This window comes from Vibrio azureus, from assembly GCF_002849855.1.
GTDB lineage: Bacteria > Pseudomonadota > Gammaproteobacteria > Enterobacterales > Vibrionaceae > Vibrio > Vibrio azureus.
The window spans coordinates 1075570-1089708 of sequence record NZ_CP018616.1 but is presented as its reverse complement, the minus strand read 5'-3'; the positions used below and the strand labels follow the sequence as shown (position 1 = coordinate 1089708).

Genomic DNA, 14139 nt, shown 5'->3' with positions numbered 1-14139 from the left:
GGGCAGTATGATACTTGTATAGCATAAGGTATATCTTAACACATACCTTAGTTAATACATATATACCCAAGTCATCTCAAGATGCTTGGTTCAGAGCGAGGTCGCTGAACATAACATCTTGAGATGACTTGGGTATATGTCTAAAAATTCACAAGGCACTCAATAAAGTGCCTTGTGAACAACAACAGGCCCTAATCAATTGTCATCAAACAGACTTGAGTAAAGCCGCTTTATACAGCTGTACATACTCTTTTGCAGCACAACTCCAACTGAACCTTTGCTGCATCGCATAAAGCTGAACACGGGTCACTTCTTCTTTATTTTGACTGTACAGCAGTAGTGCTCTCAGCATAACAAGTAATAACGCTTGTGGAGTCGGCTCTGCAAATACAAAACCTGTTGCCAATGCCGGGCCCGCATCATAGTCATTGACTGTGTCTTTTAAACCACCAACACCTCGGACAATAGGGAGACAACCATAGGCCATACTATAAATCTGGTTCAAACCACAAGGTTCAAATTCAGAAGGCATAAGAAAGAAATCCGACCCTGCTTCAACTAAATGCGCCAATTCATTGTCATAAGCTTCGACAAACACAAACTTGCTCTTATATTCAGCTGCAATGGCCCTTAATTGCTCCGCTAAAGTGGCTTCACCCGTTCCTACAATAACTAATTGAACATCATGCTTTAGGAATTCTCTCAGTACAGGTAGTAAGTATTGGAGACCTTTTTGCTGTGTTAAACGACAGACCATACCAAACATCGCACAATCGGCTATGTTCATATTAAGCTTAGTTTGCAAAGCAGTCTTACAAATACGTTTACCTTCCACCATACCGTCATAATCGGCGGCATAATGGACTGGCAAATACTTGTCATTTTCGGGGCTCCAACTGCTATAGTCACAACCATTGAGGATACCGACTAGATCATCTGAACGCCGCTGAAATTCCCAAGCCATACCGTGACTGCCAAGCTCTGTTGTCAGTTCCAAAGCATATGTTGGGCTAACCGCATTGATCTTGTCTGCTGTCATCACTCCCGCTTTTAACATAGCAATATGGCTAGTACTTATTGCCGCCAGTGGAACATTACGACTATGAAATTCTGGAAGGCATTGCACATCGTCATAGCTAAAGACGCCTTTAAAAACCGCATTATGCACCGATAGAATGCTGCGCGTATTAGCAAAGAAATGGCTATCAGCATAACGTTTTTTCAGCAAAAAAGGGACCAGTCCGGTATGCCAGTCATTGGCGTGAATAATATTCGGTTGGAAACCCAATTTTGGCAACATATCTAAACAAGCCGCACTAAAGAAGGCGAACCGTTCACCATTATCCGTATATGCTTGATTATTTTCCGCATACATTGAAGGACGATCAAAGTACGACGAGCAGGCAATTAAGTAAACTGGGTTATCGCCAAGGTGCAACATAAAAACCTGATAAGCGGTATGCGGCCAGCTATCTAAGGTTGTTTCCAACACCATTTCAGCTTCAGAAAGATTGGAAATACCAGTATAAGCTGGCATGCAGATTCTCACATCATGCTGCATATGTTGAAGGGCTTCAGGTAGAGCTTTGGCAACGTCAGCTAAGCCACCACTTTTGATTAGCCCTTCAACTTCTGATGCAACGAATAACACCGAAAGAGGGTTAGTATCCAACACGAGCTCCTTTTGGAATAACCACAATACCGTCATCTGAAACATGATAACGTTTTTTATCTTCCTGAAGGTTAACCCCTATTTGAGTTCCCGGTGCAATATCAGCATCTTTATCAATAATCACTCGGCGTAGCACACACCCCTCACCGACTTTAACATCACCAAGAAGAATACTTTCAGTAATATCACAAGCTGAAGCAATGTTGCTGCGGAAACCGAGTACCGACTTTTCAATACGAGAGCCGCGTACGTAACTTCCATTACAAACCAGACTATCGATAATTTGAACTCGTCCATTATCAGAATCGGTAAACGTTGCAGGTGGTAGTGGCGGGTAATAAGTATGCAATGGCCATTTACGATTATATAAAGAGAATGGCGCGTCTTTTTCTAGCAAATCCATATGAGCTTGCCAATACGCGTCGATAGTGCCCACATCACGCCAGTACACTTCTTCTTTTTCACCTGTAATGGAGTTAGTGCTGAAATCATAGACAAATACATCACCACGAGGGAACATTTTTGGAATGATATCTTTGCCAAAGTCGTGAGATGAAGATTCATTATCCGCATCTTCTATGAGTTCAGCAAATAGGACTGGTGCTTCAAAAATATAGTTGCCCATTGAAACAAGAGCATGCTCAGGATCACCAGGGATTGATTTTGGATTTTCAGGCTTTTCTTCGAATCCAACCATACGCCCTTCCGCATCCACTTCGATCACTCCAAATTGAGAAGCCTCAGAAAGTGGCATACGTAAAGCTGAGACCGTTAAGGACGCTTCTTTATCTTTGTGGAACGACAACATTTGTTGAATATCCATCTTATAGATATGATCAGAACCAAAAATACAGACTTGATCAGGTTCAGCGAGTTCCATAAAGCGCAGGTTTTGGTAAATCGCATCAGCAGTGCCTTCATACCAACGCTTACCAGTGCGCATTTGAGCTGGGATTGGATCAATGAAACGGTCAGTAATACCATTGATATTCCAACCTTTTTTTAGGTGATGGAAAAGTGATTGAGACTTAAATTGAGTCAATACGTAGATGCGCATTAGGTCCGCATTGACAAAGTTATTAAGTGCGAAATCAATGAGTCGGTAACTTCCACCAAAAGGAACCGAAGGTTTACTGCGAGATTCAGTCAAAGGTCTTAAACGAGAGCCTTCGCCGCCAGCAAGAATCATTCCCAAAACACCAGCCATTCGTTATTCTCCATATGGTTATAGCTTGAAATTGGTTTACGCTTGATAAAGTTTCATCGATAGTTTCAAGCGAGTCCGTTATATAAGTATTCACCGATAAGTTTCTCTGAACCTTCACGGTAATAAAGCCATTGCGCAGCATGTTTCCACTTCAACCAGTCATACTTTGGCTTCAAGCAAACGCATACAGTTGCACTTTCTGGCTATTAAGTTATCGAACTGGAACTAAATTACAATTTAAAATATGGCGTTCTGTCAGTAATACAGTTGTTGCTTACTCAATACGGTATCTTGGTCACATAATCAGACTGTAGGGATCAACATTGTGAAAACATTTTACAAACCCTTTCTATACAGAGTTTTAGAATTGTGATGGGGTTGGATAAAAGTATGACGGTTTAATGAATATCAGATAAAGAAAAAATGACATAGCTCGTAATGCTTCCCAGTCTGATACTCAAGTCAGCTCATACTAGTTGAAAAGCTTTTTGCTTCACAATGCCACTTCTTTAAGTTCATAAGGATGAATATTTCAAATTCTGTGCTCACTGCAAAGAGATAAATTTATAAACCGATACAGCGCAAAATAATGGCACAAGGCGCTTGATTCGGAGTAATGTCATTGAATCGAATTTAAGAGAGCACGAGAGGAGCAGAATAGGCAGGATTTCGAATGATTCAAAAATGCCACGCTTAGAATCTTGAGTAGAAATTGAGCGTGGCATTTGATATGGCATAAAGGTTACTGTGATAGTGATTGCACTTTCAAAGCCCAATCGAATGAACAAACGTTCACTCGGTTATCTCCCAATAAAAGCACTATGATTTCGATTTTTTACGTTTATCGGTCACTTCCCAGCGCCCGTCAACATAGAGAGCCGTCCAGCCACTTGGCTTACCATTCTCTTCAGTACGTACATAGTTTTCTTTCGTCTTGCGACTAAAACGAACTACAGCAGGTCGACCATCTGGGTCTGCACTAGGTGCGGTAGCCAGGTACTTAAACTTCTCTGGTAAACGTTCTTCGTATTGCGCTAATTCAGCCACAAGCGGAGCTCGTGTTTCTCTTGATTTAGGGAAGTTACTTGCCGCCATAAATAAACCTGAAGCACCATCACGTAAGACAAAGTAGGCATCAGAGTTCTCACATGGAAGCTCCGGGAAATGAACAGGGTCTTCTTTAGGTGGCGCAACCTCACCATTTTTCAGAATCTTACGCGTGTTCTTACACGTTTCACTCGTACAATCCATATACTTACCAAATCGGCCGTTCTTAAGCACCATATCTGAGCCGCATTTATCGCATTCAACAACAGGCCCGTCATACCCTTTGACTTTAAACTCACCAAACTCAACCAAGTAGCCTTCACAGTTTGGGTTGTTACCACAAACGTGCATTTTACGCTTGTCATCAATCAGGTAAGGGTCCATTGCCGTTTCACAAATTGGGCAACGTTTCTTAGCACGAAGCGCAGCAGTTTCTACGTCTTCTTCGAGAACATTGATGATGCCTTCTTCATCACCTAAGTTAATGGTTGTTTTACAACGCTCTTTAGGAGGTAATGCATAACCAGAACAGCCAAGGAATACGCCTGTAGACGCGGTGCGAATCCCCATAGGGCGTTGGCATGTCGGACACTCAATGTCTGTCATTACGATATGATTCAGCTTCATACCGCCTTCAGCTTCATCTTGTTCCGCTTTTTCTAAGTCACCTGTGAAGTCGGTGAAGAAGTTGTCTAAAACCGACTTCCAGTTCACTTCACCTTCAGCAATCTGGTCTAGTTTCTGTTCCATACGTGCAGTAAAGTCATAGTTCATCAGGTCATTGAAGCTGTCATCAAGACGATCTGATACTATTTCACCCATTTTTTCCGCATAGAAACGACGTTGGTCCACTTTTACATAACCACGATCCTGGATAGTGGAAATAATGGATGCATAGGTAGAAGGACGGCCAATACCACGTTTTTCCAGCTCTTTAACAAGGGCAGCTTCCGTAAATCGTGCAGGTGGCTTGGTAAAGTGCTGCTTTGGCTCTAAGCCTGCCAAATCGAGCATCTCACCCACTTGAACCGACGGTAGTATCGTGTCTTCGTTCTTACCCATTGGGCGCTGTACACGTGTCCAACCATCAAATTTCAGAATTCTACCTTTCGCTTTCAACGTATATGCATTTGCTTTAACGCTGATGGTCGTTGAGTCATATTCTGCAGGTGTCATTTGACAAGCAACAAATTGATTCCAGATCAGCGAGTAAAGTTTATGGGCATCAGCATCAACGCCTTGTAGATCACTTGCTAGCACCTCAACGCTAGAAGGGCGAATCGCCTCGTGAGCCTCTTGTGCGCCTTCTTTACTACCGTAGGTAATTGGACTCGTAGGTAGGTATTTATTACCAAACTCACTGTCAATGTAACTACGAACTGCATCAACAGCTTCAGCACTTAGGTTTGTAGAGTCAGTACGCATATAGGTAATGTAACCCGCCTCATACAGACGCTGAGCCAACATCATGGTTTTCTTAACGCCGTAGCCTAAGCGAGTACTCGCAGCTTGTTGAAGAGTCGATGTAATGTAAGGTGCTGATGGTTTACTTTTCGTTGGGCGGTCTTCACGCTTACATACTTCGTAACTGGCTTTTTCCAATACAGCAATTGCTGATTGGGTTTCCGTTTCGTTAACCGGTTTAAAAGCCACACCGTCTTTTTGCGCCACAAGTAGCTTGAACGGAGTGTTATCTTTGGTGTGAGTATTCGCATGAATATCCCAGAACTCTTCTGGGATGAATGCATTAATTTCACGCTCTCTCTCAACTAAAAGCTTAACGGCAACAGACTGTACTCGGCCAGCGGATAACCCTCGAGCAACTTTTTTCCACAATAATGGAGAGACCATAAAGCCCACAACACGGTCCATAAAGCGACGAGCTTGCTGAGCATTAACACCATCCATATTTAACTCACCTGGCGTTTGGAAAGCTTGCTGGATAGCATTTTTAGTAATTTCGTTAAAAACAACTCGTTTATAACGTTCTTCGTCACCGCCAATGATCTCGCGTAGGTGCCATGCAATGGCCTCTCCTTCGCGGTCCAAATCGGTTGCGAGATAAACAAAATCAGCGTCTTGAGCTAATTTCTGCAGTTCGTTTACAACTTTCTCTTTACCCGGAAGAATCTGATAATTGGCCGTCCAATCATCGTATGGGTTGATCCCCATTTTCTTGATCAATGCTTTGCGATCTTTTTCTTTCTTAACTCTGGCCTTTTCTTCAGGTGACATACCTTTTGTCGAAATGGCAGCAGCTTTCTTCTCACCTGTACTTTGACCGGCAGTAGGAAGATCACGAACATGACCAACACTAGACTTTACAATAAAGTCTTTACCAAGGTATTTGTTTATCGTCTTTGCCTTGGCTGGAGATTCCACGATAACGAGTGATTTACCCATAACTGACTCTAACGTCCTTACTATTAATGCTTAGCCGCTCAAATAGAGCTAACCGCATGGTGTTCTAATACATTGCTTCTTTTTTTACTATTGTGCGAGATGAAAAGAAGATCAACTGCTTTTTTTAAAATCAGATCCAACTGGTTGACAATTCATCGCCCGAAAACGGTTATGAACATCACGATGTATGCCTTTTACGCCTGTATCACACAATAACATCTGTCCAGTGAAATGACTTGAGGGCACTTGGGTATACTATGCAACCATTATTTTCTCTCGCTAGTCGAATGCACTAATTTTTGTCTTTCATCACAAAATGTGCCACTTAATTTGAGCTCCGACTTTTTATAAGAGGATTTGAGACAAAAGGTGTACAAACGTCGACTTTCGTATCAAAATCTGTGTCAAATACCTAAATGAACACCAACCTAAAATCGCTGGGTATACAAAATATACGACCGTTCAGTTGCTCATTGACGAGGGAGCTATGCCTAATAAAGAATACATTGAAGAATTCGACCTACTCTTAATTGCAAATCAACTTCTGCAAGAACACGAAGACTATGTCAAAGGCATCCGTGCAACAAGTGTAGAAGAAAAAGAGGATGTGCTGGTCTTCAAAGGGGATTACTTTTTAGATGAACACGGCCTACCAACCGCCCAAACACCAATAGTATTCAATCTATTTAAATACTTAGCTCATCAGCTCTCAAAACAGTTTACCACAATAAAGTCGTAACTATAGTTACATAACCTTTGTTCTCCCAGCTAAGGTGAGCTTGAGCACCCAGAATCAATACTATCGGTTCAAAATACTTTCGACTCGATAAATCAGGAAAAACCCTAGTTTTTTCAAACACTAGGGTCTTTTAATCAGAAGCTTAGCGAAGCCAAGCGCTCGAAGTAATCAGGGAATGTTTTAGAAGTGCAACCAGGGTCATTAATGGTTACCGGGGTTTCACTCAGTGCAACCAGTGAAAAGCACATCGCCATACGGTGATCATCATAAGTGTCGATCGCTGCATGCTTTAGCTCAGCGACAGGCTTAACGATCAGGTAATCTTCACCTTCTTCGACTTCTGCCCCTACTTTACGCAATTCTGTCGCCATTGCAGCTAAACGGTCGGTTTCTTTTACACGCCAGTTGTAAACATTACGAATCGCAGTGGTCCCTTGTGCAAAAAGTGCCGTCGTTGCAATCGTCATCGCCGCATCTGGAATATGGTTGTAATCCATGTCGATGCCTTTTAACTCACCGACACGCGCAATCACATAATCCTTGCCCCACTCAATTTCTGCACCCATTTTTTCGAGGGCATCAGCAAATTGAATATCACCTTGAATGCTATTTTTTCCGATTCCTGTCACCTTTACTTCACCGCCCTTAATTGCGGCAGCTGCTAGGAAATAAGAAGCAGAAGAAGCATCGCCTTCAACAAGAAAATCCCCCGGAGAAACATAGGATTGGCCTGCGGCAATAACAAACTCTTGGTAGTTGTTATTCAATACTTCAACCCCAAATTGCTGCATGATATTTAGCGTAATATCAATATATGGCTTAGAAACCAGCTCACCTTCTATTTTAATTCGTATTTCACCATCAGCTAAAGGTGCTGACATGAGAAATGCGGTTAAAAATTGACTTGAGATAGAGCCATCGATCGATACCGTTCCAGCCTTTAAACCTGTTCCAGTGATTTTTAACGGTGGGTAGTGCTCATTTTCTAAATACTCAATGTCTGCACCAGCGGCTTGTAATGCGCTCACAAGGTGGCCAATTGGACGCTCCTTCATACGAGGCTCACCCGTCAAAACATATTCCCCTTGGCCAAGACATAGTGCCGCAGCCAATGGTCGCATCGCAGTACCTGCATTGCCAAGAAACAGTTCAACCTTTTCAGAAACTGAGAATGGTCGACCTAAACCTTCGACGATACACTCTGTTTTATCTTCTGATAATTGATAACTCACACCCAGTTTTGATAACGCATTCAACATATGACGAATATCATCACTATCAAGTAAGTTGGTTAAACGCGTTGAACCTTTTGCTAACGCTGCAAGTAACAAAGCGCGGTTAGAAACACTTTTAGAACCAGGAAGGTTAACTTCCCCTTGAATTTTATTGATCGGCTGTAAGGTTAGGCTTTCCATTAAAACTTAATCATCCTTTTTGCTCATTGTATGTTTTAAGTTAATCGTATGTCTGAAGACCACGGCATTATTTGATATCACTTGCATCAGTGTTGTGATTCAAAATGATGAATCGAACACAGGCCGTATACTAAGAGCGAAATAATTGTTCGTGAAATCAGACTAACGAAAAACACAATACAAAACCAGTACAAATCTAAATTCTGTCATTTAATAAACGATATCCACTCGAACACCATCATCAAAATATAAAATTCGAACGTCATCCCCTTGGGTAAACAGCATTGTATTATCAACATCTTGAATGACATTAATCAGCTTTCCGCCATCCGCTTTAATCAGCAATTCCACGAGTTTATATTCAACCGCATACTCATATTGGCTTTGATTTCTGGCTACAGCTGCCCCTGCCAACGCGCCCACCGCTGTTGCGATTTCCTTACCGGTTCCACCACCAAACTGATGCCCGACTAATCCCCCTATCGTTGCCCCCAATAAAGTTTGCCAACCACTGCCTTGAGATTGCTGAATTTCCTTCTTGGTAATATAACGAACCGAATCGACTTTCCCATAGACAACATCATTCACAGGCTTAGCAACATTTCTTTCGTAAGTTGCATTGGCGACAAAGGGCAAAAACAGTATTATCCAGAAGTAACGCTTTAAAACTAAAATTGTTTTGGTCATTATTGGCTCCTATAAACCTTCTATGTTGGTAAAATTTTTTTATGGCTATTTGTTTACCGGAACTCGGAGACTCACACACTTTTCCATCCCCTTATACCGCATTAGAGGAACCAAATGGTTTACTGGCCTGTGGGGGGGATCTCAATCCGAACCGAATTTTAAGTGGCTACCAGCAAGGCATATTTCCTTGGTATGGTCCTGGGGAACCCATACTCTGGTGGAGCCCTTCACCCAGAGCAGTTTTCGAGCCTCGTATTTTTAAGCCCGCTAAGAGTTTAAAGAAATACCAGCGTAAACATCAATATAAAGTCACATTAAACCACGCAACTGAACAAGTCATCAAACAATGTTCAGCATTACGTCCTGCTGAGGAAACTTGGCTAAATAAAGACATGCAGGCATCATACATAACACTGGCAAAGCAAGACGCATGTCATTCAGTCGAAGTATGGCAAGATAACTTTCTCATTGGTGGTTTATACGGCATCAGTGTGGGCCAAGTCTTTTGTGGTGAATCTATGTTCAGCCTAAAAGATAACGCCTCCAAAATCGCTCTGTGGTATTTATGTGAACATTTTGCATCACACAGTGTTCAATTGATTGATTGTCAAGTGATGAACCCTCACCTTGCCTCTCTTGGTGCATTTGAGATCGAACGCGACCAATTTATGGAAAAGCTACTATCTTTAAGAAATAGTAACTTTGCTTTGGGTACATATAAGCCCCAAGTTTTGCGAGGGACGACACAATGAGTACAGACCTCCAGCACATTCGTATTGGACTGACAACCAATCACCCCTGCAGCTATCTACCTGAACGCCAAGAAAAAGTCGCGGTCGCACTTGATGAAGACCTACACACAGAAAATAACTATCAAATTCTAATGGCCAATGGCTTTAGACGCAGTGGTGATACCATCTATCGACCTCAGTGTGATCAATGTTCTGCTTGTCAACCTATTCGCGTTGCAATTCAGGATTTTGTGCCATCCAAAAGTCAAAAGCGATTACTTAATAAGGCAAAACATTTACGCTGGGAAATAAAAGACAGTCTTGATGGTAACTGGTTTGAACTGTATAGCCGTTATATTTGCCAGCGTCATAGAGAAGGCTCAATGTACCCGCCTAAGAATGATGAGTTTTCTCGCTTTGCCACCACGACTTGGCTGACCACACAGTTTCTGCATATTTATGATGAAGATGATAGACTGTTGGCCATCGCAATTACCGACGTGATGTCTCACTGCGCTAGTGCATTTTACACTTTCTTTGATCCAGAGGAGACCCTTTCTCTCGGAACTTTAGCCGTTCTTTATCAGATTGAATATTGTCAAAAAAACAGCAAACATTGGCTTTATTTGGGCTATCAAATTGATGAATGTCCCGCTATGAGTTATAAAACTCGCTTTCAGAGGCACCAAAAGCTAGTAAATCAGCGTTGGCAAGGGTAGAATACACTACAACTTTACATAATTACTGTTTAGCGGCAAATTTAGCTCGCTAATACGCCTAATTTCTAAAGAGGATTAAATGGCTAAAGAAGACGTAATTGAGATGCAAGGCACCGTGCTTGACACTCTACCAAACACTATGTTTCGTGTTGAACTTGAAAATGGTCACGTTGTGACTGCACATATCTCTGGTAAAATGCGCAAAAACTACATCCGCATCCTTACTGGTGATAAGGTAACTGTAGAGATGACACCATACGACCTATCAAAAGGCCGCATCGTCTTCCGCGCTCGTTAATCTTAGATTTTCGGATGCAAATAAAAAACGGAGCTCTGCTCCGTTTTTTATTATTTGTTACTCGAGTATAACTGTATGTCTAGAGAACACAAAAAAACACGAGTCGAAACTCGTGTTTTAATCTGAAGTACATTTTGTCTTAAGTCTGCAAGTTTTATCCACTTAACTTAATCTTTATCCGCTGAGCTTAATGGACTGCCGTTTCCTTTTCGCCAAAGTACTCGAATTTAAGTTCATCTTTAACAAGGGTCACTTTTACCGTTCCGCCGTTAACCAGTGATCCAAACAACAGTTCGTTTGCCAAAGGCTTTTTAAGTTTCTCTTGTATCACTCTACCCATCGGTCTGGCGCCCATTGTCTTATCGTAGCCTTTGTGAGCTAGCCAATGGCGAGCATCTTGTGAGACTTCCATTGAAACGCCGCGAGCATCCAATTGTACTTGTAACTCGACAATAAACTTATCAACGACTTGATGGATAACCGTTTCATCAAGGCTGTTAAACCAAATGATATTATCAAGACGGTTACGGAACTCTGGTGTGAATACCTTTTTAATCTCCGCCATAGCATCATGGCTGTGATCTTGCTGGATCAAACCAATGGATTTCTTCTCTGTTTCAACCACCCCTGCGTTGGTTGTCATAACAAGAATGACATTACGGAAATCTGCTTTACGGCCATTATTGTCCGTTAGTGTGCCATTATCCATAACCTGAAGAAGTAGGTTAAAGATATCTGGATGCGCTTTCTCTATTTCATCAAGAAGCACAACTGAATGAGGGTGCTTCAGAACCGCATCAGTCAACAACCCACCTTGATCGTAACCCACATAACCAGGAGGAGCACCGATCAAGCGGCTCACTGAATGACGCTCACCGTATTCAGACATATCAAAGCGAAGCAGCTCGATTCCTAACAACTTAGAAAGTTGAACCGTGACTTCTGTCTTACCAACCCCTGTAGGACCAGCAAACAAGAATGAGCCAACAGGTTTATTATCCACGCCCAAACCAGCACGAGAAAGTTTTATCGCCTCAGAAAGAGCATCAATGGCATTATCTTGCCCAAACACCAGCATCTTCATCTTATCATCTAGGTTCTTCAAGATGTCTTTGTCTGATGACGATACCGATTTCTCTGGGATACGAGCCATTTTTGCTACCATCGCTTCAATATCAGCAACACCTACCGTTTTCTTACGGCGGCTTGCTGGTGCTAAACGGCTACGTGCACCGGCTTCATCAATGACATCAATAGCCTTATCTGGTAGATGGCGTTCATTAATGTATTTAGCAGAGAGCTCAACCGCAGCACGTAACGCTTTATTGGTGTAACGAACTTCATGGTGAGCTTCGTATTTTGGTTTCAAACCGATAAGGATCTTAGTGGTGTCATCCAGAGACGGTTCGACTACATCAATTTTTTGGAAACGCCTTGATAGAGCTCGCTCTTTTTCAAAAATACTGCTGTATTCTTGGTATGTCGTGGAGCCAATACAACGTAATTTACCGCTGCTCAACAGGGGTTTTATCAGATTCGCAGCATCGACTTGACCACCAGATGCAGCACCCGCACCAATAATTGTATGAATTTCATCAATAAACAGTATCGCGTCTTCTTCTTTTTCAAGCTGCTTTAGAACAGACTTAAAACGTTTTTCAAAATCGCCACGGTATTTGGTGCCAGCAAGTAGAGAACCAATATCAAGGGAATAAATTACACTATTTTGTATTACTTCCGGAACTTGGCCTTCAACGATACGCCATGCAAGGCCCTCTGCAATCGCGGTTTTACCCACCCCAGCTTCACCCACTAGTAACGGATTATTTTTACGGCGGCGGCATAAAACCTGAATAGTGCGCTCTAGTTCTTTATCACGCCCGATTAATGGATCGATATTCCCGTCTTTCGCAACTTGGTTGAGGTTTAACGCAAAATTTTCCAAACGTTCTTCTGAGCTTGACTCCTCCGGTGCTTCTGAGGAATTGAATGATTCCGAAGAAGAGGATGAAGAAGAGTTCGAACCTAAAGCTTTTGTGATGCCGTGCGAGATAAAATTAACGATATCAAGACGAGAAATATCATTCTTTTTAAGTAAGTAAGCAGCATGTGATTCTTGCTCACTAAAAATAGCAACAAGTACGTTTGCCCCTGTTACTTCATTACGCCCTGAAGACTGCACGTGGAAAACTGCACGTTGCAGAACACGTTGAAAGCTAAGTGTTGGCTGAGTTTCCCGAGTTTCATCATCTGCGGGAATCAGTGGCGTGGTTTGATCGATAAATGTATCAAGTTCATTGCGTAAAGCATCTAAATCCGCTTTACAGGCTATAAGCGCTTCCTTCGCTGCATCATTTTCTAACAATGCAAGTAGGAGGTGTTCAACAGTCATGAACTCGTGGCGCTTTTCTCGAGCGCGTGCAAATGCACTATTTAAGCTTGACTCTAATTCTTTATTCAACATAGGTACCTCCCGATAGAACAACTTGGGTTGCTCGAGCAAGTCTTCTTAATCACGCTTGCTCCATCGTACACAGTAGCGGATGTTCATTTTCCCTTGAATACATCGTGACCTGCGCTACTTTCGTTTCAGCAATCTCGGCACTGTAAGTCCCGCAAACTGCCTTTCCTTCATAGTGTACTTTGAGCATAATTTGAGTTGCTTTATCAATGTCATGAGCAAAAAAACGCTCGAGTACTTCTATGACGAAATCCATAGGTGTGTAATCATCATTGCATAGTACAACGTGATACCGCTTTGGCGGCTCTACTTTTGTACTTTCTCTCTCCAGAGTATCGGAGTCTGGAGTCACCCATTCAAAATTTTTACTCATAGCAATTCAAAGATATCGTGTCAGAAGAGAATGTTTAACCTAGATGAAACAATCTAACACATGCTTGTCATTAGATGTAGTAAAGGCAGACATTTTAATGATGCATGACCGATAAAAATTGCTTTCTCTTACTTAAAGATTAATCCACCGATGGCATAGGTGCAAATAAAAGATTTTTATCTTCATACAACTTTTTTTGTTAGCAAACCTAACTATTTATCTGATGACACAACAAAACGTCTCTTTAAAACTGACTTTGAGCACTTAACAATAAAACATATGGATAAATATGGTTTAAAAGTCACATATTATGCATTTAGCACAATTGACCAAAACCATTAACTCAAACCATACTATTTTTTAAATATCAGATACACACAGGCTGTT

Annotated in this window: 11 protein-coding genes; 4 read left to right on the top strand and 7 right to left on the bottom strand. The window is 41.9% G+C overall.

Annotated features, from left to right (window positions below; translation table 11 throughout):
• Positions 1-205 precede the first annotated feature (205 nt).
• The 3 genes from glgA to topA all read right to left on the bottom strand — a co-directional run bounded on the left by glgA (position 206) and on the right by topA (position 6329).
• Positions 206-1717, bottom strand: coding sequence for a glycogen synthase GlgA (glgA, locus tag BS333_RS05115; RefSeq protein ID WP_050568003.1), 1512 nt, complete (start codon positions 1715-1717; stop codon positions 206-208).
• Positions 1662-2879 (bottom strand): glucose-1-phosphate adenylyltransferase, encoded by a 1218-nt coding sequence (gene glgC / locus BS333_RS05110; protein WP_021708678.1) that lies wholly within the window; start codon positions 2877-2879, stop codon positions 1662-1664. Before glgC ends, glgA begins: the two co-directional genes overlap by 56 nt.
• A gap of 819 nt (positions 2880-3698) precedes the next feature.
• The gene (topA, locus tag BS333_RS05105) at positions 3699-6329 is read right to left on the bottom strand and encodes a type I DNA topoisomerase (RefSeq protein WP_021708677.1); all 2631 of its coding nucleotides are present in this window, start codon (positions 6327-6329) and stop codon (positions 3699-3701) included.
• Between the two features lie 487 nt (positions 6330-6816).
• Between topA and BS333_RS05100 the strand changes: the two genes are divergently transcribed.
• On the top strand, positions 6817-7068 hold the full coding sequence (locus BS333_RS05100) for a DUF2498 family protein (protein WP_021708676.1): 252 nt from the start codon (positions 6817-6819) through the stop codon (positions 7066-7068).
• A gap of 134 nt (positions 7069-7202) precedes the next feature.
• On the opposite strand, the gene aroA is transcribed toward BS333_RS05100, so the two are convergent.
• Positions 7203-8483, bottom strand: a complete 1281-nt coding sequence (gene aroA, locus BS333_RS05095; protein WP_021708675.1) for a 3-phosphoshikimate 1-carboxyvinyltransferase — start codon at positions 8481-8483, stop codon at positions 7203-7205.
• Between the two features lie 210 nt (positions 8484-8693).
• The gene (locus BS333_RS05090) at positions 8694-9170 is read right to left on the bottom strand and encodes an outer membrane lipoprotein (protein ID WP_021708674.1); all 477 of its coding nucleotides are present in this window, start codon (positions 9168-9170) and stop codon (positions 8694-8696) included.
• Positions 9171-9211: 41 nt separating this feature from the next.
• On the opposite strand from BS333_RS05090, the gene aat reads away from it, so the two are divergent.
• From aat to infA, 3 genes are all read left to right on the top strand, one after another.
• Positions 9212-9922: a leucyl/phenylalanyl-tRNA--protein transferase gene (gene aat / locus BS333_RS05085; protein ID WP_021708673.1), complete on the top strand. Its 711-nt coding sequence runs from the start codon at positions 9212-9214 to the stop codon at positions 9920-9922.
• On the top strand, positions 9919-10620 hold the full coding sequence (locus BS333_RS05080) for an arginyltransferase (protein WP_021708672.1): 702 nt from the start codon (positions 9919-9921) through the stop codon (positions 10618-10620). The genes aat and BS333_RS05080 overlap by 4 nt, the downstream gene beginning before the upstream one ends.
• 79 nt (positions 10621-10699) lie before the next feature.
• Positions 10700-10918, top strand: a complete 219-nt coding sequence (gene infA, locus BS333_RS05075) for a translation initiation factor IF-1 (RefSeq protein WP_001040192.1) — start codon at positions 10700-10702, stop codon at positions 10916-10918.
• A 187-nt stretch (positions 10919-11105) separates the two neighbouring features.
• On the opposite strand, the gene clpA is transcribed toward infA, so the two are convergent.
• Complete coding sequence (clpA, locus tag BS333_RS05070; RefSeq protein WP_021708671.1) at positions 11106-13382, bottom strand: ATP-dependent Clp protease ATP-binding subunit ClpA; 2277 nt, start codon at positions 13380-13382, stop codon at positions 11106-11108.
• 49 nt (positions 13383-13431) lie between these two features.
• Positions 13432-13752 carry an ATP-dependent Clp protease adapter ClpS gene (gene clpS / locus BS333_RS05065; RefSeq protein WP_021708670.1) on the bottom strand — a complete coding sequence of 107 codons (321 nt, stop codon included), beginning with the start codon at positions 13750-13752 and terminating at the stop codon, positions 13432-13434.
• Positions 13753-14139: the final 387 nt, after the last annotated feature.